This window comes from Mycolicibacterium fluoranthenivorans, assembly GCF_011758805.1.
GTDB classification, from domain to species: Bacteria; Actinomycetota; Actinomycetes; order Mycobacteriales; family Mycobacteriaceae; genus Mycobacterium; species Mycobacterium fluoranthenivorans.
On the sequence record NZ_JAANOW010000001.1, the window covers coordinates 3,230,273 to 3,256,475 of the forward strand.

At 66.2% G+C, this 26,203-nt stretch carries 29 protein-coding genes; 7 read left to right on the top strand and 22 right to left on the bottom strand.

The window, feature by feature from the left end; genetic code table 11:
- Positions 1-116: 116 nt before the first annotated feature.
- A complete protein-coding gene (locus tag FHU31_RS15630) occupies positions 117-467 on the top strand; it encodes a PNPOx family protein (RefSeq protein ID WP_167159691.1) in 351 nt (116 codons plus the stop codon).
- On the opposite strand, the gene FHU31_RS15635 is transcribed toward FHU31_RS15630, so the two are convergent.
- From FHU31_RS15635 to FHU31_RS15650, 4 genes are read right to left on the bottom strand one after another with little or no spacing between them, the layout of a single operon-like run.
- Complete coding sequence (locus FHU31_RS15635; protein WP_167159693.1) at positions 464-1,294, bottom strand: ABC transporter permease; 831 nt, start codon at positions 1,292-1,294, stop codon at positions 464-466. The genes FHU31_RS15630 and FHU31_RS15635 overlap by 4 nt on opposite strands.
- A complete protein-coding gene (locus FHU31_RS15640; protein ID WP_167159695.1) occupies positions 1,291-2,166 on the bottom strand; it encodes an ABC transporter permease in 876 nt (291 codons plus the stop codon). Before FHU31_RS15640 ends, FHU31_RS15635 begins: the two co-directional genes overlap by 4 nt.
- Positions 2,167-2,170: 4 nt before the next feature.
- Complete coding sequence (locus tag FHU31_RS15645; protein ID WP_167159697.1) at positions 2,171-3,358, bottom strand: polyamine ABC transporter substrate-binding protein; 1,188 nt, start codon at positions 3,356-3,358, stop codon at positions 2,171-2,173.
- Between the two features lie 55 nt (positions 3,359-3,413).
- Positions 3,414-4,652 (bottom strand): ABC transporter ATP-binding protein, encoded by a 1,239-nt coding sequence (locus FHU31_RS15650; protein WP_208410247.1) that lies wholly within the window; start codon positions 4,650-4,652, stop codon positions 3,414-3,416.
- 170 nt (positions 4,653-4,822) lie between these two features.
- Between FHU31_RS15650 and FHU31_RS15655 the strand changes: the two genes are divergently transcribed.
- Positions 4,823-6,265 (top strand): purine-cytosine permease family protein, encoded by a 1,443-nt coding sequence (locus tag FHU31_RS15655; protein WP_167159699.1) that lies wholly within the window; start codon positions 4,823-4,825, stop codon positions 6,263-6,265.
- Here FHU31_RS15655 and FHU31_RS15660 read toward each other — a convergent pair.
- The 3 genes from FHU31_RS15660 to FHU31_RS15670 are packed head-to-tail and all read right to left on the bottom strand — an operon-like array spanning position 6,237 to position 9,487.
- Complete coding sequence (locus tag FHU31_RS15660) at positions 6,237-7,391, bottom strand: epoxide hydrolase family protein (RefSeq protein ID WP_167161058.1); 1,155 nt, start codon at positions 7,389-7,391, stop codon at positions 6,237-6,239. The two genes, FHU31_RS15655 and FHU31_RS15660, sit on opposite strands and share 29 nt — an antisense overlap.
- A gap of 1 nt (position 7,392) precedes the next feature.
- On the bottom strand, positions 7,393-8,895 hold the full coding sequence (locus tag FHU31_RS15665) for an adenylate/guanylate cyclase domain-containing protein (protein ID WP_167159701.1): 1,503 nt from the start codon (positions 8,893-8,895) through the stop codon (positions 7,393-7,395).
- On the bottom strand, positions 8,882-9,487 hold the full coding sequence (locus FHU31_RS15670) for a hypothetical protein (protein WP_167159703.1): 606 nt from the start codon (positions 9,485-9,487) through the stop codon (positions 8,882-8,884). Before FHU31_RS15670 ends, FHU31_RS15665 begins: the two co-directional genes overlap by 14 nt.
- Before the next feature lie 91 nt (positions 9,488-9,578).
- On the opposite strand from FHU31_RS15670, the gene FHU31_RS15675 reads away from it, so the two are divergent.
- The 3 genes from FHU31_RS15675 (at position 9,579) to rox (ending at position 12,970) form a co-directional block, all read left to right on the top strand.
- Complete coding sequence (locus FHU31_RS15675; protein ID WP_167159705.1) at positions 9,579-11,030, top strand: LLM class flavin-dependent oxidoreductase; 1,452 nt, start codon at positions 9,579-9,581, stop codon at positions 11,028-11,030.
- A 180-nt stretch (positions 11,031-11,210) separates the two neighbouring features.
- Positions 11,211-11,444 (top strand): GNAT family N-acetyltransferase, encoded by a 234-nt coding sequence (locus FHU31_RS15680; RefSeq protein WP_263988068.1) that lies wholly within the window; start codon positions 11,211-11,213, stop codon positions 11,442-11,444.
- Positions 11,445-11,533: 89 nt separating this feature from the next.
- Positions 11,534-12,970 carry a rifampin monooxygenase gene (gene rox / locus FHU31_RS15685; protein ID WP_167159706.1) on the top strand — a complete coding sequence of 479 codons (1,437 nt, stop codon included), beginning with the start codon at positions 11,534-11,536 and terminating at the stop codon, positions 12,968-12,970.
- Here the strand turns inward: rox and FHU31_RS15690 are convergent.
- The 7 genes from FHU31_RS15690 to FHU31_RS15720 all read right to left on the bottom strand — a co-directional run bounded on the left by FHU31_RS15690 (position 12,945) and on the right by FHU31_RS15720 (position 19,535).
- Positions 12,945-13,853 carry a MetQ/NlpA family ABC transporter substrate-binding protein gene (locus FHU31_RS15690; protein WP_167159708.1) on the bottom strand — a complete coding sequence of 303 codons (909 nt, stop codon included), beginning with the start codon at positions 13,851-13,853 and terminating at the stop codon, positions 12,945-12,947. The two genes, rox and FHU31_RS15690, sit on opposite strands and share 26 nt — an antisense overlap.
- The gene (locus tag FHU31_RS15695; protein ID WP_167159711.1) at positions 13,850-14,581 is read right to left on the bottom strand and encodes a methionine ABC transporter permease; all 732 of its coding nucleotides are present in this window, start codon (positions 14,579-14,581) and stop codon (positions 13,850-13,852) included. Before FHU31_RS15695 ends, FHU31_RS15690 begins: the two co-directional genes overlap by 4 nt.
- Positions 14,578-15,588 carry a methionine ABC transporter ATP-binding protein gene (locus FHU31_RS15700; RefSeq protein ID WP_167159713.1) on the bottom strand — a complete coding sequence of 337 codons (1,011 nt, stop codon included), beginning with the start codon at positions 15,586-15,588 and terminating at the stop codon, positions 14,578-14,580. The genes FHU31_RS15695 and FHU31_RS15700 overlap by 4 nt, the downstream gene beginning before the upstream one ends.
- A gap of 120 nt (positions 15,589-15,708) precedes the next feature.
- Positions 15,709-16,431, bottom strand: coding sequence for an SGNH/GDSL hydrolase family protein (locus tag FHU31_RS15705; RefSeq protein ID WP_167159715.1), 723 nt, complete (start codon positions 16,429-16,431; stop codon positions 15,709-15,711).
- Positions 16,432-16,445: 14 nt separating this feature from the next.
- Positions 16,446-17,075: a uracil phosphoribosyltransferase gene (gene upp, locus FHU31_RS15710; protein ID WP_167159717.1), complete on the bottom strand. Its 630-nt coding sequence runs from the start codon at positions 17,073-17,075 to the stop codon at positions 16,446-16,448.
- Positions 17,076-17,079: 4 nt separating this feature from the next.
- On the bottom strand, positions 17,080-18,258 hold the full coding sequence (locus tag FHU31_RS15715) for a URC4/urg3 family protein (protein ID WP_167161060.1): 1,179 nt from the start codon (positions 18,256-18,258) through the stop codon (positions 17,080-17,082).
- A gap of 20 nt (positions 18,259-18,278) precedes the next feature.
- On the bottom strand, positions 18,279-19,535 hold the full coding sequence (locus tag FHU31_RS15720) for a GTP cyclohydrolase II (RefSeq protein WP_167159718.1): 1,257 nt from the start codon (positions 19,533-19,535) through the stop codon (positions 18,279-18,281).
- Between the two features lie 130 nt (positions 19,536-19,665).
- Between FHU31_RS15720 and FHU31_RS15725 the strand changes: the two genes are divergently transcribed.
- On the top strand, positions 19,666-20,052 hold the full coding sequence (locus tag FHU31_RS15725; protein ID WP_167159720.1) for a hypothetical protein: 387 nt from the start codon (positions 19,666-19,668) through the stop codon (positions 20,050-20,052).
- An 8-nt stretch (positions 20,053-20,060) separates the two neighbouring features.
- Here the strand turns inward: FHU31_RS15725 and FHU31_RS15730 are convergent, their stop codons facing one another.
- Both FHU31_RS15730 and FHU31_RS15735 read right to left on the bottom strand, forming a co-directional pair.
- Positions 20,061-21,323 (bottom strand): cytochrome P450, encoded by a 1,263-nt coding sequence (locus FHU31_RS15730; protein WP_167159722.1) that lies wholly within the window; start codon positions 21,321-21,323, stop codon positions 20,061-20,063.
- Positions 21,320-21,988: a TetR/AcrR family transcriptional regulator gene (locus FHU31_RS15735; RefSeq protein ID WP_090357584.1), complete on the bottom strand. Its 669-nt coding sequence runs from the start codon at positions 21,986-21,988 to the stop codon at positions 21,320-21,322. Before FHU31_RS15735 ends, FHU31_RS15730 begins: the two co-directional genes overlap by 4 nt.
- 109 nt (positions 21,989-22,097) lie before the next feature.
- On the opposite strand from FHU31_RS15735, the gene FHU31_RS15740 reads away from it, so the two are divergent.
- On the top strand, positions 22,098-23,255 hold the full coding sequence (locus FHU31_RS15740; RefSeq protein ID WP_167159724.1) for an acyl-CoA dehydrogenase family protein: 1,158 nt from the start codon (positions 22,098-22,100) through the stop codon (positions 23,253-23,255).
- A gap of 11 nt (positions 23,256-23,266) precedes the next feature.
- Here the strand turns inward: FHU31_RS15740 and FHU31_RS15745 are convergent, their stop codons facing one another.
- The 6 genes from FHU31_RS15745 to FHU31_RS15770 are packed head-to-tail and all read right to left on the bottom strand — an operon-like array spanning position 23,267 to position 26,196.
- Positions 23,267-23,584 (bottom strand): hypothetical protein, encoded by a 318-nt coding sequence (locus FHU31_RS15745; protein WP_167159726.1) that lies wholly within the window; start codon positions 23,582-23,584, stop codon positions 23,267-23,269.
- 58 nt (positions 23,585-23,642) lie between these two features.
- Positions 23,643-23,978, bottom strand: a complete 336-nt coding sequence (locus FHU31_RS15750) for a rhodanese-like domain-containing protein (protein ID WP_167159728.1) — start codon at positions 23,976-23,978, stop codon at positions 23,643-23,645.
- A complete protein-coding gene (locus FHU31_RS15755; protein WP_167159730.1) occupies positions 23,975-24,415 on the bottom strand; it encodes a hypothetical protein in 441 nt (146 codons plus the stop codon). Before FHU31_RS15755 ends, FHU31_RS15750 begins: the two co-directional genes overlap by 4 nt.
- 21 nt (positions 24,416-24,436) lie before the next feature.
- Positions 24,437-24,856 carry a MarR family winged helix-turn-helix transcriptional regulator gene (locus FHU31_RS15760; RefSeq protein WP_167159732.1) on the bottom strand — a complete coding sequence of 140 codons (420 nt, stop codon included), beginning with the start codon at positions 24,854-24,856 and terminating at the stop codon, positions 24,437-24,439.
- Positions 24,857-24,895: 39 nt separating this feature from the next.
- Positions 24,896-25,294, bottom strand: coding sequence for a hypothetical protein (locus FHU31_RS15765; RefSeq protein WP_263988066.1), 399 nt, complete (start codon positions 25,292-25,294; stop codon positions 24,896-24,898).
- A complete protein-coding gene (locus FHU31_RS15770) occupies positions 25,291-26,196 on the bottom strand; it encodes a metallophosphoesterase family protein (RefSeq protein WP_167161064.1) in 906 nt (301 codons plus the stop codon). The genes FHU31_RS15765 and FHU31_RS15770 overlap by 4 nt, the downstream gene beginning before the upstream one ends.
- Positions 26,197-26,203 lie beyond the last annotated feature (7 nt).

Genomic DNA, 26,203 nt, shown 5'->3' on the forward strand with positions numbered 1-26,203 from the left:
TTCAACTGGAACTCGGCACCGCTCGCCGTCGTCGGCATCGTCGCGGTGGTGAGTGCCGGGATCGGGGCGGCCCGCAGCGAGACGCACGGTGCGCCGCCGGAGGCTAGCCTCGGTACATGTCGAACGGAATCTTCGCCCACCCAGTGACGCGTGCGGTCAACAAACTGGCCGTGGCTCTCACCGCGGTCCCCGCCATCGGTGAACTGATCGGTCGCAGCCTGGTTGAAATCCGCTACACCGGCCGCAAGTCCGGGCGGATCTTCCAGACGCCGGTCAACTACCGACTGACCGGTGACCAGGTCACCATCGCCGTCATGGCGCCCGATGCCAAGAGTTGGTGGCGCAACTTCCTCGGCGACGGCGGGCCCATCACCTTGCTGAACTTCCGTGGCGCCGACCGCACCGGCCATGCCGTCGCCACCCGCGACGACAAGGGCCGGGTCAAGGTGCGTGTTCGGCTCGACTAGATGTCGACGCGCTTGCGTCGGTACAGCGTTCCGACTCCGAGCAGGATCAGGCTGATCACCAGGATCGCCGTGGCCAGCACGTTGATCTGGGGTGGCACAGCCGCTTTCACCGCCGCATTCACATACAGCGGGTAGGTGACGGTGGATCCGCTGACGAAGTAGGTGATGATGAAATCGTCCAGGGACAGCGCGAAGGACAACATGCCCGCCGCGATGATGCCCGGCACGATGAGGGGCAGGGTCACGCGGAAGAAGGTGCGGGTCGGACTGGCGCCCAGATCCATCGAAGCATCTTCCAGCGTCCAGTCGAAACCGCGCACCCGGGCCCGCACCGTCATCGCGATGAAGCTCACCTCGAACGCGACATGCGCGATCACGATGGTGGTGTAGCCCGCCGCCCAGTGCAGATCCAGAAACAGGGTCAGCAACGAGGCACCCATCACCACTTCGGGAGCGGTGAGCGGCAGCACCATGAAGGTGTCGACGGCCTTGCTGCCGCGGAAGCGTTGACGCACCAAGGCGATCGCCAGCAGAGTGCCGAGCACCAGCGCGATCAGCGTGGACACCAGCGCGACATTGAGACTGAGCTTGAGTGCGTCCACCAGTGCGGGGTACTTGAACGGGTGCAGCCAGTTGTCCAGGGTGAAGCCCTGCCAGCTGTAGTTGAACTTGCCCGCCGGGTGGTTGAACGAGAAGAGGACGATCACGAAGATCGGCAGGAAGAGGTACAGCAGTACCAGGCCGCCCACGACCCGCAGGACCAGATCACCCCATTTGGGCCTGGCCCGAACCTTTTTCACCACAGACTGCTCCACGGTGGCGGTCATACCAGGTCCTCGGTACCCAGCGCGCGGGTGTAGAGCAACACGCCGATGACGATCAGGACCATCAGTCCCAGGCTCAGCGCCGCGGCGACGGGGTAGTCCTTGACCACCAGGAACTGTTTCTGGATGACATTGCCGATCATCGTCGTCTGGGTACTGCCCAGGTAGTCCGCGTTGATGAAATCACCCACCGCCGGGATGAACACCAGCATGCTGCCGGCGAGCACGCCGGGCAGCGACAGCGGCAGGATGACCTTGCCGAAAGTGCGCGGACTCGACGAGTACAGATCGCGGGAAGCCTCCAACAGACGCGGATCGATCTTCTCCAGACTGACGTACAGCGGCAGGATCATGAAGATGATCCAGTTGTAGATCAGGCCGCCGATCACCGCCCAGCCGGTCGACAGCAGCCGTCCCTCGCTGGGGATCAGGCCGATGGTGTTGAGGACGCTGACCACCCAGCCGTCATCGGCCAGGATGGTCTTCCACGCCAGGGTGCGGATGAGGAACGTCACGAAGAACGGCAGGATCACCAGGCCCAGGATCAGATTCTTGAACCTGCCCGCCTTGAACGCGATCATGTAGGCCAGCGGGAAAGCCAACAGCAGGCACGCCACCGTCGCCACGGCCGCGTAGCCGAACGACCGCAGGATCTGATCCTGATATTGGTGGAACGCCGTGGTGAAGTTGCCGACGTTCCAGTCGAAGGTCAGGGTCGGCAGGTACACCGACCCGCCCGCGGTGGACAGCGACGTGCGGGCCAGTGAAAACAGCGGCACCACAAAGAAAATCGTGAGATAGGCCAGCGCGGGCAAGATCATCAGGTAGGGCGCGATCTTGCTGCGCTGCCTGCTGCTGGAGGCGACTCCTGCCATGCGATCAGCCGCCGGTGACCGCGGCGTACAGGTTGTTGAACTGCTGGGTCTGCTCGTCGGTCAAGGCAGCCCAGTTCTTCAGCCGGCCGATGGTCTCGGGAGTCGGGTTGATCAACGGGTTCTTGGACAACTTCGGATCGATCTTGTCCAACTCTTCTGCCATATCGGACAGCACCGGCACGTACTGGGTGTGGGCGACCAACTTGGCATAGTTCGGACGGTCGTACACGTAGTTGATCCAGGCCTCGGCGGCTTTTTGGTTCTGGGTGGTGTAGGGGATCACCTGGGTGTCGATGAACCAGTCGCCACCGGACTCGGGCACGACGAACTTCAGGTCGGGATTGTCTGCCTGCAACTGCACCACGTCACCCGAATACGCCTGGGCGATCGCGACATTGCCGGCGGCAAGGTCATCGGAATAGTCGTTGCCGGTGAACCGGCGGATCTGGCCCTTGTCCTTCTGCTCACGCACCAGGTCGACGGCTTTGGTGATGGACTCGGTGGTGGGATTCTCCGGTGAATTACCTTGGGACTGCATGATCATGCCCAGCCCATCCTGGACATCGGAGAACAGGCTGACTTTGCCCTTGAACGCGGGATCCCAGAGATCGTCGATCTTGGTGATATCACGGCCGGTGGCCGCCCTGTTGTAGGCCAGACCGACCATGCCGGTCATGTACGGGGCGGTGTACTTGCGTCCGGGATCGACCGACGAGTTCAGCAGATCGGGCCGCAGGTTCTTGCGATTGGGCACACCGGCCTCGCTGATCTCATTGAGCCAACCGAGTCCCTTGATCCGGGCGGCCATGAACTGGGTGGGCACCACCAGGTCGGCGCCGATGTCCTGTTTACGCGACAGCGGCTCCTTGACCTTGGCGAACCACTGCTCGTTGTCGTTGAAGTCTTCCTTGTAGTCGACGGTGATACCGCTGGCCTTCTGGAAGGCGGCGACGAATCCGTCGGCCATATACAGCGGCCAGTTCGAGATCCGCAGAGTGCCCGATGCGGGGCCACTGTCCTGCGTGCTGCTGCTCGACGACGAGCTCCCGCCGTTCGACCCGCAGGCCGCCAGGAAGGAGGGACCCAGGATCGCCGCTGCGGCCGCCGCAGCACCGCCGCCGATGAAGCGCCGCCGGCTGGTCCGGTTGGATGCCAGGCGGGTGAGCAGGCGGGGATCGATCTCGTTGGACATGCGGGACCTTTCGTGAATTCTTGAACCGTTGTGGTTGGGGAGGAGCCGGCGACAGCTAGGAGTCGTCGAGCATCTCCTCGAGGTCCTCGGTGGTGGGGATATCGGCGGCGGGCAGCACGAGGGAGGCATCCGGGGTCCAGTTGACGTACACCTCGTCACCGGGGCGCAGCAGCGGCAGATCCTGTTCCGCGCCGACGTGGGCAACCACGATGGACTCGTCGGGCGCCACCAACGACAACCGCACCACCGGACCCTGGAAGGTCAGGTCGCGCACCGTCGTGCGCACCGCGACCACGTCTCCGGTGGGTGCTTCCACGCTCACCCGGACACGCTCCGGGCGGATCATCAGGGTCGCCTGCCCGCCGGCCTCGATGGCGGTATCGCCCGGCCGGGATTTCAGCGTCGAGCCCAGCACCTCGATCTCCACGTAATCTCGGTTGGCTCGCCCGGTCTGCTTGCCGGCCCACAGGTTGGCCTGCCCGATGAAGCCGGCGACGAACACCGTGGCCGGCCGGTCGTAGATATCGGTGGGTGTGCCGATCTGCTCGACGTTGCCGACATTCATGACCGCGATGCGATCGCTCATCGTCAGCGCCTCCTCCTGGTCGTGGGTCACGTAGATGAACGTGATCCCGACCTCGCGCTGGATGCGCTTGAGTTCGAACTGCATGGCATGGCGCAGTTTGAGATCCAGCGCGCCAAGGGGTTCGTCGAGCAGCAGGGCGCTGGGGTAGTTGACCAGGGCGCGCGCCAAAGCCACCCGCTGCTGCTGGCCGCCGGAGAGCTGGCCGGGCTTGCGTTTGGCGAAATCCGTGAGTCGGACGATCTCGAGGATCTCATCGACGGCACGCTTGACTTCGGTTTTGTCCTTCTTGGCGCTGCGCGGTCCGTACGCGACGTTGTCCCACACCGTCATGTGCGGGAACAGCGCGTAGTGCTGGAAGACAGTGTTCACGTTGCGCTTGTGCGGGGGAACCCGGGAGACGTCGACACCCTCGAGGCGGATCGCCCCGGAGGTCGGTGTCTCGAAGCCCGCGATCATGCGCAGCGTGGTGGTCTTACCGCAGCCCGACGGGCCGAGCATGGAGAAGAACTCACCGGAGGCGATGGTGAAGTCCGCTTCCGCCACTGCGACGTAGTCATCGAAGCGTTTCGTCACGTGGTCGATCTCGATGACCGGGGCCGCCGTCTTGATGGTGGTCCCGTCCTCGCCCGTCGTGTGATCGGCGGCGGTGGTGTTTGTGCCGGTCAGAACCAGACCTCCTCGACATTGTGGGCGTGCGCGTTTAACCATTGCCCATCGGAAGGACCTTCGCAAGCGATTCCGCAACGAATTTACATTTTGACAATGGAATCCATAGGAAAGATCGGAAATATAGGCAGAATCCGGTGCGCCGACGGTGCGTGTCCCGCCATCGGCGGTCAGGACGACGCCGATCGAGTCGATCGTGATCGAATGGTCGCATGACTGGTGGGGCAGTGGGCACGTTCCGGGGACTCAATGCAGAACCGTTCTCGGGGCGTACGCCCCGAGGAGCCGGCGATCTGTCGGTCGAGACGCACGGCATCGCCCCGGTCACCGCGGCGCAGCGCTACGGCACGCCCGCGCGGCTGTTCACCGTGTGGTTCGCTCCTCAGGTCAACATGACTGGCGTATTCACCGGAACGCTGGCCATCACGCTGGGGCTGGGATTCTGGCTGGGCCTGGCCGCCATGGTCATCGGCACGGTGCTCGGCGGGTTGGCGGTCGGCTATCTGTCGACCTGGGGCCCGCGCACCGGCACCGCACAGTTGCCGGCGGCGCGGCTCGCATTCGGGCCGAGTGTCGTGCTGCCCGCCGCGCTGCAGTGGCTGTCCTCGATAGCCTGGGACGCACTTGTCGGGTTGTTCGGCGGCGAGGCGCTGTCGGTGCTGCTGGGCATCCCGTTCTGGGCGGCGGTGCTGATCGTGCTCGCCGTGCAGGGTGCGGTCGGGTTCTTCGGCTATGAGCTGATCCACCGACTGCAGGCCGTGCTCACGGTGGTGTTGTTCGTGACGTTCGTCGTGTTCGCGGTGAAGCTGGTCAGCGGCCACCCCACCGACGCCGTGATCACGCCCGCCACCGTGGCCGGCCCCGACCTGGTCGGGGCGTTCGTACTGGAGGTGACCATCGCCCTGAGCCTGTCCATCTCATGGGCCAGTTATGCCGCCGATTTCAGCCGTTACCTACCCGCTCGGTCGTCAGGTGTGAAGGTCTTCGGCTACACCTTTGGCGGAATGGTGCTCGCTTACGTCTTCGTCCAAGCCATCGGGATCGCGGCCGCCGGGGTGATCGGGGATCACACCGCGGCCGGAGTGCGCGACGTGATGGGCGGCGGGATCCTGGGCGCGGTGGCCCTGCTGGTCATCGCGCTGGCCTCGATCGGGTCGGGCGTGATGAACGACTACAGCGGCTCACTGGCCTTACAGACCATGGGGGTGCGGGTCCGCCGGCCCTTCTCGGCGGCCCTGGTCAGTGCGGTGGCTTTTCTCCTGATCCTGTGGCTGCACGGCGCCGATACCGCCACCCGCTTCCAGGACGTCCTACTGCTCGTCGGTTACTGGATCCCGGCATTCGTCGCGCTGGTGGCCATCGACTGGGTGCTGCGGACCAGGGGCCGGCTCGATCCCGCCGTGGACGTCACCTCAGAGCCCACCCGCCGCGCCGACGGGATCGCCGCACTGTTGGTGTTCGTCGCGTCCTACGCCGCGGCGATCCCGTTCATGAACACCACGTTGATCCAGGGTCCGGTCGCGGTGGCCTGGCACGGCGCCGATATCGCCTACTTCGTCAACTTCGTGGTCGCTGCGGTGCTCTACGGCGGGTACCGCCTCGTCAGCTCCGGGAGTGCCCGCCGGATCAGCGCACCGTCGAGAAGAACGTCCTGACATCGTCGACGAACAACTCAGGTTGTTCGAACGCGGCGAAATGCCCGCCGCGCGGCATGTTCGTCCAGTGCGTGATGTTGTAGGCGTTCTCGCACCAGCTGCGCGGGGTGCGCAGAATCTCCTTCGGGAACGCTGCGACACCCGTGGGAAGCTCGACCCGTTCACCCGCGCCGAAACTGGTGAAGCTTTCCCAGTACAGCCGCGCCGCTGACGCGCCCGTGCGCGTGATCCAGTACAGCATCACGTTGTCGAGCAGTTCGTCGCGCGTCAGTACGTTCTCCGGGTGGCCGTCACAGTCGGACCACGCCCAGAACTTCTCCACGATCCAGGCCAGCTGCGCCACAGGCGAATCCACCAATCCGTAGCCCAGCGTCTGGGGCCGGGTGGACTGTTGCTTGGAATAGCCGGTACCCCACTTGCGGTGGTCTTTCATGGCCGCGAACGCCTCGATGTCCTCGGCGGTGGGGGATTCCAGGCTGGCCGCGGGCGGCCGGCCGATCGGCATATTGGTGTGGATGGCCGCGCATCCACTGATGTCGCCGCCGGAACGGATCCGGCCACCGGCATTGCGGCCGATCTGCGTCGTCACGGCCGCACCCCAGTCCCCGCCCTGCGCTCCGTAGCGCGTATAGCCAAGCCGGCCCATCAACGTGTCCCACGCCCGCGCGATGCGCTGCACCCCCCAGCCGGTGGACGCCGGCTTACCGGAGAAGCCATACCCGGGCAGGGACGGGCACACCACGTGAAACGCATCCTCGGGCCGGCCGCCGTGCGCGGTGGGATCGGTGAGCGGACCGATCACCTTCGCGAACTCGACAACGGAGCCGGGCCAACCGTGCGTGATCAGCAACGGCAGCGCATCCTCATGCGGTGAGCGTTGATGGATGAAGTGGATGTCCAAGCCGTCAACCGCAGTGGTGAACTGCGAGAAGCCGTTCAGCGCGGCTTCGCGCGCCCGCCAGTCGTAGTCCTGTGCCCAGTACCGGGCCAGCTCGCGGGTGTAGTCCAGCGGCATGCCCTGGCTCCAGTCCTCGACGCATTCCGCCTCGGGCCAGCGGGTACCGGACAGCCTTCGCGTGAGATCGGCCAAGTCGTCGTCGGTCACCGAGATGTGGAAGGGCGCAATCTCACTCATCACGCCATCGTGGCACGAACAACTTCGTCGGTTCGGACCGCCCGCGCAGAACTTCCTCACGATGCGCGCACCACTTGGGGCGTTCCGCTCCGTCGGCGCGGTCGACGGCCGCACCCGAGCACACGATGCGCCCCGGGGTGGTCTTCGCCGCATCCGCCAGTCGCGCGGCCTCGTTCACCGGATCGCCGATGACGGTGTACTCGTAACGGTTCTCCGCCCCGATATTGCCGGCGAAAGCGGGCCCCGCCGAGACCCCGATGCCGTAGTCGAGTTCCTGGCGTCCGAGAGCGGCGGCCAGTGTGCGGGCGGCCGCCAGCGCCGAGGTGGCCGCCGTCTCCGAGGCGATCGGCGCGCCGAAGACAGCCAGCGCGGCATCACCCTGAAACTTGTTGATCAGTCCGTGATGGGCGTCGACGGCCGCCACCACGATCTGGAAGAAATCATTGAAGACAGCAGCGACCTCGGCCGGGGTGCGGGTCATCGCCAGCGTCGTGGAGCCCGTCACGTCGACGAACAGCACGGCCACCTCGCGGACATCGCCGGAGAGCACGTCATCGCCCACCACGCCTGCATGGCCCGTCATTTCGACGGCCAGACGCGCCACATCGGGTCCGACGTGGCGGCCGAACAGGTCGCGCAACCGGTCACGTTCCTGCAGCCCTGTCATCATGCGGTTGAAACCACGCTGCAGCCGCCCGATCTCGGACTGCTCGTAGACGGCGACCTGCATGCCGATGTGGCCCTGCTCCACCTCGGCCATCGCATCGATGATCTCGCGGAGCGGATCGGAAATGGAGAGGGAAACCAGCATCAGGGTGCGCAGCCCGAGGAACACCGACACCATCGACAGCAGCACCACCGGGACATCCACCGAGGCGGTGTCGGGGATCAGCCATCCGTTGGCCCGACAGACCACCATGATCGCAATGGTCGCGCTCGGTAGGGCGGTGCTCAGCGTCCACATCAACACCAGCCGCGCCTGGACGCCGGGAGCGGTGGCGCGGCTCTCGAAATCCCTTGTCGCCGCGGCTACCACGGGCCTCGTGACGCGTTGGGTGAACAGCAGACTGCTGCTCGCGGTGGAGATGCCGCCAAACAGCACCGACACCTCGATCAGCAGGATCGGCAACCAACCGGTGACTCCGTTGACGATGACGAAGACGACGCCGCTGAGCAACCAGATCAACATCAGCAGCACGGATTGGTTCCGGATGATGTTGATCGCCGCACGACGCTGATCCGGATCGGGGTCAAGGCCGGCGTCGAACCAACGCAGCGCCGGTGCGATGATCCGGTAGCCGCCCGCGGCCGCCAGGACCGTGCCGAGCACCACCACGGCCAGCAGGGGCATCAGGTTGGCCTTCGGAACCAACGACTGTGCATCACCGGAATTCTGGTGGCCCAGGGACAGCAGGACGATCACGACCTCGGCGGAGGTCAGCAGGTGAGCGAAGACCAGGCCCGAGACGAACCGGACCGCCCTATTGAGGGACATCTGTGTAGATCGCTGCGTAGCCGTCCGTCGAGAACGTGAAACCCTTACCGCTGGCCTCGCTGCCGCACGACACACCGCTGGCTTCCTGCACGTTGCAGCGGAAGCCGGCCGCGGCCAGGACCGTCCCGAAGGGCAGCGTGGCCGCCGGGCCCGGTTGCAGCACGAACGGATCATCCTCTGCGGCAACGAATTGCGCATCGTCATCGCGGTCGATCACCAGCGCCTTCGGCGTGACCTGGCTGCCGTCGGCGCGGGTCACCGCCGTCGGGGCGCCGGTGATCGGTAGGGTCGCGGCGCCGGCTGCCTGGCAGCCGGCCTGGGCGTGCGGGATGATCGCGCAGCGCCACCGGCCGCTGGGGGTGGTGAAGTAGTACGCCTGTTGGTCGCCGGAGGTGGCATAGAACTCATCGGCGGTGGCCAGGTGGGCGTTGGTGGTGTACGAGGGCAGAGTGGGCCGCGGCGCCGACGTGGCGATGGGGGTGTGGGGTTCGCCGGTGTTGATGACGGTGGGCCCACTGCACGCCGATACCGCGAGCACTGCGCCCACCGGCAACAGCCAGGGCCGACGTGTGGCGTCTTTGCGGCGTGCCATGCGCCCAGCGTAGGGGATCGGCGATCGTGGCCATTAACGCACGCTGAACGCAACCGGTGACGCGGCCGCCGGCGCCGGGAACGCTGCTCGGGTGACCCGCGTAATCCGCTTCAACGCCTTCGACATGAACTGTGTCGCCCACCAGTCGCCTGGCCTGTGGAAACATCCCGACGACCAGTCCGCGCGGTACAAGGACCTCGAATACTGGACCGAACTCGCCAAGCTGCTGGAGCGCGGAAGGTTCGACGGATTGTTCATCGCCGACGTGCTGGGCACCTATGACATCTACGGTGCCAGCGACGAGGCGGCCATCCGTCAGGCCGCGCAGATCCCGGTGAACGACCCTCTGCTGCTGGTGTCGGCCATGGCCCTGGTGACCCGAGACCTGGGCTTCGGTATCACCACCGGCACCGGCTTCGAGCATCCGTACCCGTTCGCCCGCCGGCTGTCGACACTGGATCACCTCACCAAGGGCCGTATCGGCTGGAATGTCGTCACCGGCTACCTGCCTGCGGCCGCCCGCAACATGGGACAGACCGATCAGCCCGCGCACGATGCCCGTTACGATCACGCCGACGAATACCTCGAGGTGCTCTACAAGTTGTGGGAGGGATCGTGGGAGGACGACGCCGTCGTCCGAGACAAGGACCGCGGCGTGTTCACCGATCCGAGCAAGGTGCACCATATCGGCCATGAGGGAACACATTTCAGTGTTCCCGGTGTGCACCTCTCGGAACCCTCGCCGCAGCGCACGCCGGTCATCTATCAGGCCGGCTCGTCACCACGCGGGGTCCGGTTCGCCGCCGAGAACGCCGAGGCCATCTTCACCGCGGCGCCGACGAAGGCCATCCTGCGCGAGACCGTGACGACCATCCGACGCGAGCTCGAGATCGCCGGCCGCGATCCGTACGCGGTGAAGATCTTCAACCTGTCGACCGTGGTCACCGCGGCCACCGACGAGGAGGCACACGCCAAACACGCCGAGTACCTCTCCTACGGCGACCCGGAGGGCGCATGTGTCTTCATGTCCGGCTGGATGGGGGTCGACCTGGCACGTTACGGATTCGACGAGCCGGTGGGCAACGTCGACTCGAACGCCATCCTGTCGGCGGTGGCGGCGTTCCAGTCCGCCGATCCCGACGGCCGGGAATGGCAGATCAAAGATATCGCCGAATGGGGCAAGATCGGCGGACTGGGCCCACGGTTCGTGGGATCCGGTGCGCACGTGGCGGATTCGTTGCAGGAGTGGGTCGATGAGACCGACGTGGACGGTTTCAACTTCGCCTACGCGATCACGCCGGGGTCGTTCGCCGACATCGTCGATCACGTGATCCCCGAGCTCACCGCGCGCGGCGCGTATCAGGCCGAATACGCGCCGGGAACCCTGCGCCACAAGCTGCTCGGCAGGGGAGACCGGCTGCCGCAGGAGCATCGCGGCGCCAGTTACCGGGTCGGCGGGGAGAATTCGACGATCATCGAGCGGCCGTCGACCGTGCCGTCGTCGTCGGCATCGGTGGCCTCGCAACCGACTCGCGGCCGCTAGTCGCACCGCGGCGTCGTAGGCTGGCCCGGTGGACGCAGCACGCCTCCGCCGGGCCACCGGCGCCGATCATGCCGCGGTACACCGCCTGATCGCGGTGGCGTTCGCCCCGTACGTCGACCGGATGGGCCGCCGCCCCGCGCCGATGAATGCGGATTTCACTGCGCCACTGAATGATTCGTTGTGGACCCCACCGCGCGGGGCCGTGGTCACGGTGCCCGGTTGCTCGAGCGGGCCGAGTCGGATGCGCGCGAACTCGGGCTCACCGAGGTGCGGCTCTATACCAATGAGGCCATGTCGGAGAACCTGACGTACTACCCCCGGCGGGGCTATCAGGAAACGGGGCGCCGAACCGAGGACGGCTATCGCCGCGTCTACTTCCGCAAGAAGATTTCCCCCGCCCCTTTCAAGATATAGCTCACCCCGGGGCTTGCCGCAAGGCCCGGGATATGCCGCACAATCGTCCATCCAAGGCTGTGAGCAGACCGATTGGATTGGGGGATTGGATGTTTGACGTGATCATCGCCGGTGCCGGGCCGACCGGACTGATGTTGGCCGCCGAGCTGCGCCGACACGGTGTGCAGGTTCTCATGCTGGACAAGGCGACCGAACCCACCTCGGTGGTGCGTGCCTTGGGTCTGCACGTGCGCAGCAGCGAGATCCTGGATCAACGGGGCATGCTGGAGCCCTTTCTGGAGCACGGGCGCACACACCCGGTGGGCGGCTTCTTCGCCGCCATGGACAAGCCGGCACCCAGCGGGTTGGACACCGCGCACCCCTACACCCTGGGCATACCGCAGCCGCTCGTCGAACGGCTGCTGACCGCGCACGCGCTGCACCTCGGCGCGGACTTGCGCCGAGGTACCGAACTCGTCGGCCTGTGCCAGGATCCCGACGGGGTGACGGTCGATCTGACCGGTGGTGAGCAACTGCGCGCCCGGTTCCTGATCGGATGCGACGGCGGTCGCAGCACGGTGCGCACGCTGACAGGGATCGATTTTCCCGGCGACCCTGCCACCGCCGAAACACTGTTGGGCGAGATGCGGCTGTCGACCGACCCGGAGAGCATCGTCGCCACGGTCGACCGGATCCGGCAGACCCAGAAGCGTTTCGGCGCCGGCCCGCTGGGAGACGGTTTCTACCGGGTGGTGGTGCCCGCCGACGGTCTGACCGACGACCGCGCCGTCCCGCCCACGCTCGACGAGTTCCGCCAGCAGTTACGGGTCACCGCCGGAACCGATTTCGGTGCGAATTCACCTCGTTGGCTGTCGCGCTTCGGTGACGCCACCCGGCTGGCCGAACGTTACCGGTCGGCGCGTGTCTTCCTCGCCGGCGATGCCGCCCACATCCACCCGCCGGCCGGCGGTCAGGGCCTCAACCTCGGCCTGCAGGATGCCTTCAACCTGGGCTGGAAGCTCGCCGCAGAGATCAACGGGTGGGCGCCGGCCGGGTTGCTCGACAGTTACCACGACGAACGGCACCCGGTGGCCGACGATGTGCTGAACAACTCTCGCGCCCAGATGGAGCTGATGGCCACCGCACCCGGGCCGCGGGCGGTGCGCCGGCTGATCTCGGAGCTGATGGACTTCGACCAGGTGAATCGCCACCTTGTCGAGAAGATCACCGCCATCGGCATCCGGTACGACGTCGGGGACGGTCGCTGGGGTCGCCGGCTGCGCGATATGCCGGTGGGCCACTCCCGCCTGTACGCCTTGATGCACGCCGGTCGCGGACTGCTGGTGGACCAGACCGGCCGACTGTCGGTGGCCGGATGGGCTGACCGCGTCGACCACGTCAGTGCCGGTTGCCCGCAGTTGGACACCGCAGCCGTGCTGCTCCGACCGGACGGCCACATCGTGTGGTCTGGTGACGACCAGCAGGGCCTCGCAGACCGGTTGTCGGCCTGGTTCGGTGCGCCTACAGCGGCAGCAGGATGTTCTTGACGCTCGGATCGGTGGCCAGGAACTGTTGCACCGCCGGATCTTTGAACGTTTCGACCAGCTTCTTGATGTTCTCGGTGTCAGCCCACTCGGTACCGATGGTGAGCTGTCCGGCGAATTCGTCCGGCGCCGGGGGAGCGAAGATCTGCTGTGTGAGCGGCACCTTCGCGGCCAGGTAGTACTCGGTGTAGCCGACCGCGGCGTCCAGGTCGGGCAGCGAGCGAGACTGTGCGGCGAAGTCGAGGAGGGTGAACGTCAGGTGCTTCGGGTTGCCCTCGATGTCCTTCTGCGTCGCCTGCCATTTGTCCACACCGGGTTTCAGCGTGATCAGCCCGGCCCGTTCCAGCAGCCACAGGCCCTGGGCTTCGTTGGCCGGATCGGAGTACAGCGAGACGTTGGCTCCGTCGGGCAGCTGGGACACGTCGGAGTACTTGTCCGACCAGATGCCGAAACCCCACCGGAACACCGGGGTGGCCGCGGTTTCACGGAAGTCGGGATTGGCTTCGAGCACCTGACCCAGCCAGAGCTTGTGCTGATACACGGTGCCCGCCACCTCGCCGTCGTTGACCGCCCGGTTGATGGTGTTGCTGTCGGACAGTCCACGGAACGCGACCTTGATCCCGTGCCGTGGCGCGACCTCCTTACCGATGTATTCGATCAGCGCCTGCTCAGCCGCGTTGCCCTCGTTGGTGGCGACCACCAGGGTCGCACCGGGAATCTCGTTGGCGGACTTCGTCTCGTTGAAGAACGCATAGCGCACGATGACGGCGCCGACGATGACGATCGCCAGGGTGAGCGCGATCCAGACCCACTTCGAGTCGCGTTTGAGCTCGAATCCGTGGTCGTCCTGGTCCGGCGCGGTGTCGGAGGTGGGAGTGGTGGTCATACGGGGACCTTTCGGCGCAGGGGCGCAGCGCTGTGCGCCCGCCGGTGTGGGGTGGTGAAACGGACCAGTGCGTCGCCGGTCAGCTGAACCAGCGCGACGTTGAGTACGAGGACGACGATGGTGGCCAGCATCACGCCCTGGTCGAAGCGCTGATAGCCGTATGTGACTGCGACATAGCCGATTCCGCCCGCACCGATGGTGCCGGCGATGGCCGAGTATTCGATCATCGCGATCACGTTGATGGTGAGTCCGCCGATGATGGACGGTACCGCCTCGCTGAGCTGCGCGGTGCGGATGATCTGCAGCCGGGACCCGCCCGAGGCTCTTGCGACCTGCACCACGGCGGGCGGCACCGAACGAAGCGAGTTCTCCACGATCCTGGTGAAAAAGGCGATACCGGCAAGCGACATCGGCACCACCGCGGCGGCGATGCCGATGTTCGTCCCGGTGACAAAGCGCGTGAACGGCATGATGGCCGCCATCAGGATGAGGAACGGCAGTGACCGTCCGATACTGATGACCCAGCTCAACGTGGTGTGCAGCGCCGGGTTCTCGAACAATCCGCCCGGCGCCAGATTGTGGATCAGCGCGCCCAGCGGGACTCCGACCAGCACCACGATCGACATCACGATCCCGACCATGATGAGGGTGTCCAGCAGGGCGGGGAAGAGCAGGCCGGGCAGCTCGTCGAACGGGACTTTGGTAGTGGCCAGCAGGGTCTCGGTCACGCCACCACCTCCAGCTCGCGATCGGTACCGGCATCGGTGCTGACCGCCAGTCCAAAACGGGCCAGCACGCCGGGTACCCGCGCGCCGAGGTCGGCCGGGATGCCGAGCGTGGCGCCGCCGATGGTGACGCCGGCGACCACCTGGACCGACGCGCCGAGCACCGCCACCGGCACGCCCAGTTCGCCCGAGGCACGCGCGATCCAGTCCGCGGGCACATCGGGTGCGTCGTACACGACGTGCCACACCTGTTGTCCGGCAGCCGGTGTGGCGTCGACGCGGTGTGGCCGAAGTTCGGCTCCCAACGCAGATTCCGGGTCGGTGAGCAGATCGATCAACCGACCTGATTCGGCGATGGTGCCGTGGTCCAGCCGGGCCACCGAATCGGCGATCTTGAGCACTGTGTCCATCTCGTGGGTGATGAACACGATCGACAGATTCAGGTCGTCGCGCAGTTCCCGCAGCAGCTCGACCACTGACGTCGTGGTGGTGGGGTCCAGGCCGGCGGTGGCCTCATCGGAGAGCAGCACCGAGGGTCGTAGCGCCAGGGCGCGCGCGATGCCCACCCGTTGACGCTGACCGCCGGACAGCTGGAACGGATAGTGCTGAGCGCGCTGCGACAGGCCCACCCGGTCGAGTAGTTCGGCGACGCGCTTCTGCGCCTCGGCCGCGGTGACCCCGAGATACTCCAAGGGCAGGGCGACGTTCTCCGCTGCGGTGCGCCGTTCCAAGAGGCCCGAGGACTGGAAGACGGTACCGATCCGGCGGCGGGCGACGCGCAGCTTACGATCCGACAGGGTGGTGAGATCTTCGCCGTTGACCACCACCGCACCCGAAGTCGGCGATGTCAGCAGGTTGATACATTGCGCCAGGGTGCTTTTACCGGCCCCGCTGGGACCCACCACGGCGAGGATCTCGCCGGCGTCCACACGGAAGTTGATCCGATCCAGCACCACCGTGCGCTGCTCACCGCGGCCGTAGACCTTGGTGACGTCGGTGAGTTCGATCATGAGCGTCGACCCTGTCAGAGCGGAATACGCTGGGACACCTTTGCACTCACGGTGAGCCCAGCAAACCCCATCTCGGGCTGGAACGGGTGCCTGAACGCCGCGCCACGCCGACCCGCCAAGCTAGCGGTCTGTGACCCCGTCCTTGACGAACTGTTCGATGAGGTCGGCGATCATCCCGGCGCCGCGGCTGTTCTGGTGCACGTGGTCGGTGGTCAGCAGCAGACCACGCCGTTCGGAGATGCGGTCGTAGGATCGGCGCAGCAGAACATGCTGCAGCACAGCTGAATACCACTCACGCTCGCCTGTCCGCAGCGGCACCGGGTCGGCGTCGCTGTTCCGCAGCTGCTCACACTGGCGCTCGAACAACGGGAGATACGCGACACCGTACTCTCGGGCGGTGTCCGCCACGATCTCGGCGAACTCACGGCCGGTGCGGGCCGCGGCGGAGTCCAGTTGCTGGGCGAGGACAGGTGGTGAGAGCACCGCGATGCGCGCATCGGTGGCCGACTGCAGACGCGCCACGATCGACGCGAGATGCTCCCGAAAGCGCGGCGCGCTGGGCGCATACGGCAACTCACACCGCTTCACGACCTGACGGGCGTTGGCGTCGCTCAGGGTTCCCCAGGCGTCATTGGTACCGATCAGCACCGTGATCGCCGTGGGCTGTTGGTCGATCACCGGATCGAGGCGTTGCACCAGCCCGTAGGACACCTCACCGTTCACTCCCGATCCGGTCACCGTGACATCGGCGCCCGCCAGACGTCGTGCCAGCATCCCCACGTAGCTCACCCCGTAGTCACCGGTGGTGTTGCTGTCGCCGAGGCACATCAGCCGGGTGGTCATGCTTCCGCCGGCGCTCACTTGGTGCCGAAGATGCGGTCCCCGGCATCACCGATGCCCGGCACGATGTAGCCGTGCTCATCGAGTGCGCGGTCGACGGCGGCGGTGAAGATCTGCACATCGGGATGCGCTTCGTGCAGGGCGGCGATGCCCTCCGGGCAGGTGAGCAGGCAGACGAACTTGATGGACTTGGGGGAGTGCTCCTTGAGTCGCTCCACCGCCGCCACTGCTGAGTTGCCGGTGGCCAGCATCGGATCGACCAACACCACGTCGCGTTCGTGGAGGTCGCTGGGCATCTTGAAGTAATACTCGACGGCGATATGCGTTTTCGGATCGCGGTACAGACCGATGTGACCCACGCGGGCGCCGGGCACCACCTCCAGCATGCCGTCCAGAATGCCGCTGCCTGCACGCAGGATCGACACGAACACCAGCTTCTTACCGTCGATGACCCGCCCGGTCGTCATCTCCAGTGGTGTCTCGACGTCGACCTCCTGAGTCGGGATGTCACGCAGCACGTCGTAGGTCATGAGCATCGAGATCTCGTGCAACAGAGTGCGGAAGCTGTTGGTGGACGCGTCTTTTCTCCGCAGCAGCGTCAGCTTGTGCTGCACCAGGGGGTGGTCGACCACGTGTACATTGGTCATCTCTTCAGAACACCGTCCCGTCGCTGGTGATGGTCAGTGGTGGCAGGCCGTTTCGTAGCCGACCCGCGGTGGCGCGACCCGCTTGCCAGGTACCGCCTTCCAGCACGCAGGCCAGCGGAACATCCGCACCCAGTTCCGTGCGCACCAGCGGCGCCAGTTCGTCCAGCAGGGCGACGGTCAGCGCACGCCATTCCACCACCAGTTCGTCATCGACCACCCATTCACGTTGCGCCGCATCCGGATCACGCAGTCGGAGCACTCCGGTGTCCAGCAGCAGACCGCCGTTGCGATATTCGGGCAGACCGGTCAGCTCGTCGATCCCGGTGACGGTGACGCCGGCCCATCCGAACGGCTCCAACAGCGAGTAGGTCAGCCATTGCGACAACTTGTGAAACGGCATCCACCCGGCACTGGGTCCGGTACCGGGCACCGCGGGGTGCGGCCACACGTCGCCGAGTGGCTGCCCGCCGATCACGTTGCCGGTCAACCAGATACCCGAGAGGGACGACAACAACTGGGACAAGATGGCGTGTGCGGACACCACATCATCCGGACCGACGAGTACATCGAACATGCCGCCCGGACGGCCCTCGGGGCCGAACACCGCCGGATCGGCGGCCAGTGTGTCACCGAGCCGACGCAGCAGCTGGGCCCTGCCCTCGAGCCCGACCAGCGGGTTGGCGCTGGTGACCTGGAAGGCATCCGCGAGCAATTCGGGTGTCACCGCACGCAGTCCGGCGGCGTCGACGCGCAACGGCTGCTCGGGGTCCGTGGAGAACAGGCCGTCGGTGAACGCGTGCCAGCTGGCCACACCCAAGCCCTCGGACCGGGCGAACGACAGCCCGCTGGCATCTTCGGCATAGCGCCACCGCGGTCCGGCTCCGGCATCGAGCAGCACACTGACCACCGTCAGATCGATCATCGCGCGCACATCCAGATCGGCGCGGCGGTCCACTCCGCCGGCCTCGAAATGGCGCCACCGGCTGTGGAAGGGCACATCCAGTTCGGGGTAACGGCTGCGGGTCACCGCTGCGACCTCGGTGGCGGTGGCGGGCAACGCATCGTCGTCGACGCCGAACCACGCCGAGTCGCCGGCACGTGCGCGCTCCAGCAGGAAACGCGCTCGAGCCCGGATCGCCGCGGTGGTGCGCAGTTCGGCAACGGGATCGGTGCTACTCACGATGGTTCGCTCGCAAGCCTCGCTCACGCCTCGAGGCCCCGGCCCTTGACGTTCTTCAGCGCGTCGGCATCGGGAACCTCGCCCGGGGTGAAGTACCCGGCCGCCATCTTCGCGTCGATCTCCACCCTGGCGTCCGCGGGCACCAGTTCGTCGGGGATGTTGACGCGTTCGCCGACCTCGATACCGGAGCCGGTGATCGCGTCGTACTTCATATTGCTCATGGACACCAGACGGTGGATCTTGCGGACACCCAACCAGTGCAGCACATCGGGCATCAGTTCCTGAAAGCGCATGTCCTGCACGCCGGCAACGCATTCGGTGCGGGCGAAGTACTGGTCGGCGGTGTCACCGCCCTCCTGACGTTTGCGTGCGTTGTAGACGAGGAACTTGGTGACCTCGCCGAGTGCGCGGCCCTCCTTGCGCGAATAGGCGACCAGTCCGACGCCCCCGCGCTGTGCGCCCAGGATGCACTCCTCGATCGCATGCGTGAGATAGGGCCGACAGGTGCAGATATCGGAACCGAACACATCGGAACCGTTGCACTCATCGTGCACCCGGGCGGTCAGTTCCACCGAGGGATCGGCCAGATCCCGTGCAGCGCCGAAGATGTACACCGTCTGCCCGCCGATGGGCGGCAGGAAGACCTCGAGATCGCTGCGGGTGACCAACTCGGGATACATCCCGCCGGTCTCCTCGAAGAGCACTCGCCGCAGATCGGTTTCGCTGCACCCGAATCGTGCTGCCACGCCCGGCAGGTACCACACCGGTTCCAGGGCCGCCTTGGTCACCAAGGCCGCTCCGCCGTCCAGGAGGTACCGGCCGTCCGGGCGCAACCTGCCCTTGGCGATGGCCTCCGCGATCTCCGGCAGGATCACGTGCGCCTTGGTCACGGCGATGGTCGGCCGGATGTCGACGCCCGCGGCCAGCTCGGTCGCGAAGGCATCAGCCACGGTGGCGCCCCACGGGTCGAGGCTGACGATCTTGTCCGGGTCACCCCACTGCGGATACGGGCCGATCGCATCGGTGGGCGACGTGTTGGTCAGGTCGGCGCGATGGGCCCGCGAGAGTGCACCGGCGGCCACGGCCAGGGCACGGTAGACGCTGTAGGAGCCGCTGTGTGTACCGACGACATTGCGGTGTGCTCGGGTGCTGGTGGTGCCCACGACGGGTCCGCGTAGCGCGGCGGTGGGTGCGCCCCAGCGGATCGGCAGCGCACCGGAACCGCCACTGTGCGAGGTCAGGCGGATGTGACCGGGCTTGGGTGTGACGGTGTCGGCCATCCTCGCTCCTTTGCTCGCCTCGGTGCGCACGGCTGGGAAAGGCGCCAGCTTAGCGACTCGGCGTGAGCAGCGCCGGGCGATAAGGGGTGATACCGCTGACAGTGCGCCCGACCTGCGGCACAGTTGGCCCATGAGCAGTCAGAAGATACCGACACCGGGCGATCTGCGGGCCGCGGCACAGGCTGCGGTCGACTCCGCGCAATCCGCGGTCGAGGCGGCGCAAGCGGTGGCCGGCGGGGCGATGCGCATCCCGCCCGCTTCGGTCCAGCTGGCCGCACAACTTCCCGATCTCATCGAGAATCTGGCCGTCGCGACCGAGCGGCTGAACACCACGATCGACCGCACCGAGCGCTATCTGGCGATGGCCGATCCGATGTTCCGGACCCTCGATCGTCTACTTCCGCAGTTGGAGGCCCTGGTCACCACGGGTAACGAGGTCTTCCGGATGTTGTCCAACATCCCCGGGGTGTCCCGGCTCGGCAAGTTCACCGGCCGGTCTTCCGAGGATCGGCGCTGACCGCGCGCTCAGCGCAACGAGTACCGGATGGGCAGGTGCTTGAGGCCACCGACGAAGGTGGTGGCCGACAGCTCGGGCGCGCCGGCCAACTCGATCGACTCCAGCCGGGGGAGTAGCTCGCCGAACAAGCTGGTCATCTCCATCCGGGCCAGCGCAGCGCCCAGACAGTAGTGCACTCCGTAGCCGAAGGACACGTGCTTGTTCGGTTCGCGACCGATGTCGAACCGGAACGGGTCGGCGAAGACCTCCTCATCGCGATTGCCCGACGCGTAGGCCAGGTATACCGATTCGCCGGCGGCGATCGGGACGCCGCGGACCTCGGTGTCGGCCGTGGCGGTCCGCATGAACTCCTTCACCGGGGTGGTCCAGCGGATCATCTCCTCGATCGCGGTAGGCAGGAGGCCGGGGTCTGCCTTCAGCCGGGCCAGTTCGGCGGGATGGTCGATCAACGCGCGCAGGCCGCCGGAGATGGCGTCCTTGGTGGTGTCGTGGCCGGCGCTGGCCACGATCACGTAATACGAGACGGTGTCCATGTCCGACAGCGGCTGGCCGTCGATGGTGCCGTTGGCGATGGCCGAGGCCAGATCGCCGGTGGGGTTCTCCCGCCGCGAGGCGGTCAGTGCCGCGAAGTAGGTGAAGAAATCCATGAGCACCGCGAGGATGTCTTCACTTCCGCCGGCGCCGCGCTTGTGCTCGGCATCGTCGCCGCCGAACAGTTCCTGCGTGAGTTTGAGCATGCGCGGAAAGTCCGCTTCGGGAAGTCCGAGCAAGGACAGGATCACATACAGCGGGTAGTTGACCGCGACCTCGGTGACGAAATCGCATTCCGGCCCGTTGTCGCGCATCAGGTCGACGTACCGTTTGGCGAGCTCGTCGACGCGAATCTTCAGGTCGCGCATGGCTTTCGGCCGGAACCAATCCGCACCGATCTTGCGGATGTCGCGGTGGTGCGGGTCGTCCATGTGCACCAGGGTGCGCAGTCCGATGCCCGCCTCCTGCTGGGCCCTGAGCGCGTCGTCACTGCCCGCCGGCATCAGCAGCGGCCGGGGCCCGCTGACGAACAGAGTGTTGTCGCGCTCGATCGCCATGATGTCGGTGTGCTTGGTGATCGCCCAGAACGGACGGTAGGGCGGGTTGTCCACCCACGCCACCGGCTCGTTGGCGCGCAACCAGGCCAGATTGGCGTGCAGCCTTTCGTCATCGGCGTAGGCCGACGGATCGGCCAACACCTTCCCATGCTCACTGGCGCTGTGACCGGTCAACGTCGTCATGGCGCCCATGGTGCCATGCGCCGCCGGCGCCTGCGCTCCCCGATGGCCTCGAAGCGCGCTCCGAGGCCATCGATGAAGGACGTGAGCGCCAATTCGAAGCTGGCCGTGTCGATTTCATCGGCCTTGCCGCGCAGCAGGTGGGCCTGGTTCATATGCGGGTAGCGATCGCGGTAAACCTGCACATCGTCGGCGAATCCGCGGGAGAACGAGCCGACCGTGGAGCCCAGTACCAGTGAACGGGTCGCCGCACCGATCAGGGTCGCATCCCGCGGAGGCCAGCCGGCACGCACCAATCCACCATGTACGACGTCGGCGATCCGGAGGCTTGCGTCGCGTTGGCCGATACCGCCGGCGAGATAGGGCACCAGATTGGGGTGCGCGGCCAGGGCGGCCCGGTAGGAACGCGCCCAGTCCGCCAGCCCCACGGCCCAGTCGGCGCCCTCGTCGAATGCGCTGGTCCGAACCTCGCCGACCACTCGGCTGGCGACGTCGTCGAGTACGTCGTCCTTGGTGGGGTAGTGCTTGTACAGCGACGCGGCCTGCACCCCGAGGACAGTGGCCAGCTTTCGCATCGACAAGCCGTCCAGGCCGTCCAGATCGATCATCTCCAGAGCGGCGTCGCGGATGCGATCGCGGCTGAGCAGGGGCACGCGGGGCCGGCCCATGGCGCACCTCGCTTCCCGGAAACTTGCCTAAGCTAACAATGTTAGCTTATAGTGGCTCACATAAGCTAACACTGTTCGCTACTGGGCGTCACACCCCGAGGAGATACCGATGCGCAGGACCGTTTTCAGCTCTGAACACGAGGACTTCCGCGCCATGATCCGGGCGTTCATCGAGTCCGAGGTCACGCCGGTCTACGACAAATGGTTCGAAGAGGGCATCGCGCCACGCGACTTCTACTACAAGCTCGGCGAGCTGGGGATCTTCGGTATCGAGATCCCGGCCGAGTACGGCGGTGCCGGGCTCGACTCGTACAAGTTCCAGGCCATCATCACCGAGGAATGTGCCCGCGCCGGGGTGTCCTTCGGCGGCTCCAGTGTGCACATCGGCCTCTGCCTGCCCTACCTGAAGGCCCTGGCGACCGAAGAGCAGAAGCAGCGCTGGTACCCGGGCATGCTGAGCGGCGAGACCATGTTCGCCATCGCGATGACCGAACCCGGTACCGGATCAGACCTGGCCGGAATGCGCACCACCGCAAAACCTTCTGATGACGGCACCCACTATGTACTGAACGGGTCGAAGACGTTCATCACCGGTGGCGTCCATGCCGACCGCGTGATCGTCTGCGCGCGCACCGCGCCGCCGCGCGAGGACGACCGCCGCTTCGGCATCACCCTGCTCGTCGTGGACACCAAGTCCGCCGGCTATCAGGTCGGACGCAAGCTCGACAAGCTCGGTCTTCGGGTGTCCGATACGGCCGAACTCAACTTCACCGACGTGATCGTCCCCGCCGAAGACGTGCTCGGCGAGGTCGACATGGGCTTCTCCTACCTGGGCCAGAACCTGCCGCGCGAACGCCTCGGCATCGCCGTCGGCGCCTACGCTCAGGCCAAGGCCGCGGTGCGGTTCGCCACCCAGTACACCAAAGACCGCACCGTCTTCGGCAAGCCGGTCGCCGCGTTCCAGAACACCAAGTTCGAACTGGCGGCCTGCCAGGCGGACGTCGACGCCCTCGAGGCGGTGGTCGACCGGGCGATGGAGGCGCACGATCTCGATGAACTGACCCCGGCCGACGCAGCCTCCGCCAAATTGTTCTGCACCGACGTCGCAGCCCGCGTCATCGATCGTTGCCTGCAGCTGCACGGCGGCTACGGGTATATCAACGAATATCCGATCGCCCGCCTGTACGCCGACAACCGTGTCAGCCGTATCTATGGCGGCACCAGCGAGGTCATGAAGATGATCATCGCGAAGAACATGGGCCTCTGACCTCAGCAACCCTACGGGGTCCAGGTGCCGTACGGGACGAGTGGATTGGTCCCGTACGGGATATGCGGATTCGCGCCACCGGTCGCCTGCTCCCGTGGGATCACGATGGTCGGCACGTGCTGGTTGGTGCTGCCGACTGCGGGCCGCGGCCCGAGTTCGGCCGGCACGTGGGGTGGTAGCACCACGGCGCCACCGGGGCCGGCGGTCTCGGAGGCCGCGACATGGGTAGGTGGATTGCTCGGATCATTGAGCGGCACCATGTCTGCACCCATGAACGTGCCCACTCCCACAAGGACTTTCGCCGCTCCGGCGGTCAATATCTCGATCATGTCCTCCACGATGCCGCAGATTTCCCGGGCCGGCCGCTTTCTCTAAGCGACCTCATATCTATCGGCCAGGGGTCAGTGCACCACCTGCGGCACGCCAGTGCACCAGGCCACCGCTCATGTTCACCGCGTCGAAACCGTTCTCCACCAACAGGTTCGCCGCACCCGCAGACCGAAGCCCGCCAGTGCAGAACGCGATGATCAACCGGTCCTCGGGCAGTTCGAGGCATCGGTCCGACAGGGCTTCCAGTGGAATGTGCACCGCATCGGGAATGTGGACGCGGTTCCATTCGAAATACCGCCTGACGTCGACCACGAGTGCGCCCTCGGCGACCAGCCGGACCGCGTCCACCGCGGTGACAGATGGCGGCCGATGCAGGAAGTGCCGAAAGCTCATGCGAGGTGCGATCCGGGGCGCACGATCATCAGGACGACGACCACCGTCCACAGCAGATTGAAGATACCGGCCAGCATGCCGAGTTGGCGCAGGGCGACGCCGTCGACGGGGGAGTCCAGCGCTTCTCGTTGGCGCGGTGCAATCTGCACAGCCAGCAGTCCACCCGCGATGACCGTCAGCACCATCGCGACGATGATCCATACTTCGGTGGCGCGACCTTGCACGACGGCGAGGATGAATCCGAGGATCGGCACCGCGAGAGCCAGTGCGCCATAGACGCGGGTGATGCGGTAGAGCGCCCCGGCCACCTCGAGACTGCCGCGCTCGGGGTCGCCAACGACGGCTGCGTAGCGGGGAAACAAGCTGGTGGACACGGCGATCGGGCCCACGAACAAGATACCCGCCACGACGTGCGCGGACAGCAAGACGGATTCCATAACCTTCAGCTTAGCTGAAGGTTATGGAGACGGTGGGAACAGTCCCGCCACGTACGCCCGCAACGCGTCGGTCAGCCCGGGGTGCTGCGTGGCGAAGTCCGTGTCGAGCCGGGCCACCACCTCGGCGGCCCGGGCCAACAGTGCGTCACCCGCTGCGGTCGTGTGCAGCGTCGAGGCGGCACCCGCATGCGCCGTGCCGTCGTCGACCAACCCCGCTTCGACGAAGGCTGCGACCGCGGTATGTGCGCTCTGCACGGTAATCCGTGAGCGCCGGGCGAGCTCGCTGAACGAGATGCCCGGCATCCCCCGGATGTGGCCCAGGAGTCCGTACTTGCGGGTGGTGAGTCCGAGCGGCTTCAGTGCTTCGGTCAGTGCGGCCTCCCAGACCCTGCTGACGGTGAGGAGACCGATCGTCGGGCTGAAGGGAGGCGGGTCTGCCATGGGGGCAGGTTACCGGGGCGAGCGAAGCGACGGGAGAGGCTACCGGGGCGAGCGAAGCGACGGGGAAAGACCGCGCACCGGCCGCCTCAGCGTCATGAAACCGAGTGCCATCACCACGACTTCCGCAACAACGCTGACCACCGCATACGGCTGGGGCTCCCAGCCGTGTTCGGCGAAGCCGAAGAAGCCGATGGTCCGGGACAGCACGAATGCCACGAGCGCTCCCGCCGACACCATCGCCGCCACGACCCGCGTCCAGGCCGGCCCGCCTGCCAGGATGAGGATCGCCAGGGCGCCGAGAACCGCGGTCAACACCAGGAAGCCGGGACCGACGACGGGTATGAACCGGTAGCCGTGCAGGTACAGCCGGGCATGCGCGATCGCACTGGCGGCCATGGCCGCCACCAGACCGAGATCGATGAGCCGGGGTCCCTTCACAGCAGCTTCTCCTCTTTGAGTGCCAGCGCCCGGTCGCCCGGGGTGTAGGTGACTTCGCGGATACCCAGCGCATCCTGGAGTCGACCGGCCGGCAGGGTGAGTGGCTTGGGCGCGGGGCCATCGCCGGGGTGGGGTAGCGGATAGGCGGTGGTGGTACCGCTGTAGAAGGTCACGTTGCCTTCGGTCTTGGAAAACAGCTGGTGCACATGACCGTTCAGGCACGTCACCGAGGCGAAGCGGCTCATATAGCTCAGCGCTTGCGCGGAATCATCGGTGCCCCAACCCCAGTCGGGGTACATCGCGAACAGCGGGATATGGCTGAACACGATGATCGGGGTGTCCGAGGACAGCGGCGCAAGGTCTTTCTCGATGAACTCCAGTTGATCGGTCCCGAGATGGCCGAGCTTCTTGAGATTGAGCGTGTTCACCAGACCCAGCACGTGTACGCCCGCGATGTCGAAGCTGTACCAGCCGTCGCCCCGGCCGCCAGCACCGAACGCGGCCCGGTACTTCTGGCCGGCGTCGTCGACCGAATCGTGTTCCCCGGGCACGGTGAAGATGTGCGGGGTGTCGATCCCCGTCATCATCTGCTTCACCTGATCGAACTGCGCCGGTGTGGCCAGATGCGTGAGGTCTCCGGTGTGGATGACGAAATCGGGGGTGTAGCCCAGGTTGTTGATCTGGGTGATCGCACGGCCAAACGAACCGACGACATCGGGGTTGGCCGTCCCGTTGAAGCCGAGGTGACTGTCGCTGATCTGCGCGAACCGCAGGCCGGGCCGGGTGGCCTTGGCATCCGCGGGGGCGCCGGCCACGTGGGAGAGCACTTCGCCACCGACGACGGCCAGGCCGACGGCCGCACCGAACCAGGCACTGTGCCTCATCAGCTGGCGGCGGGTCATATTGCGT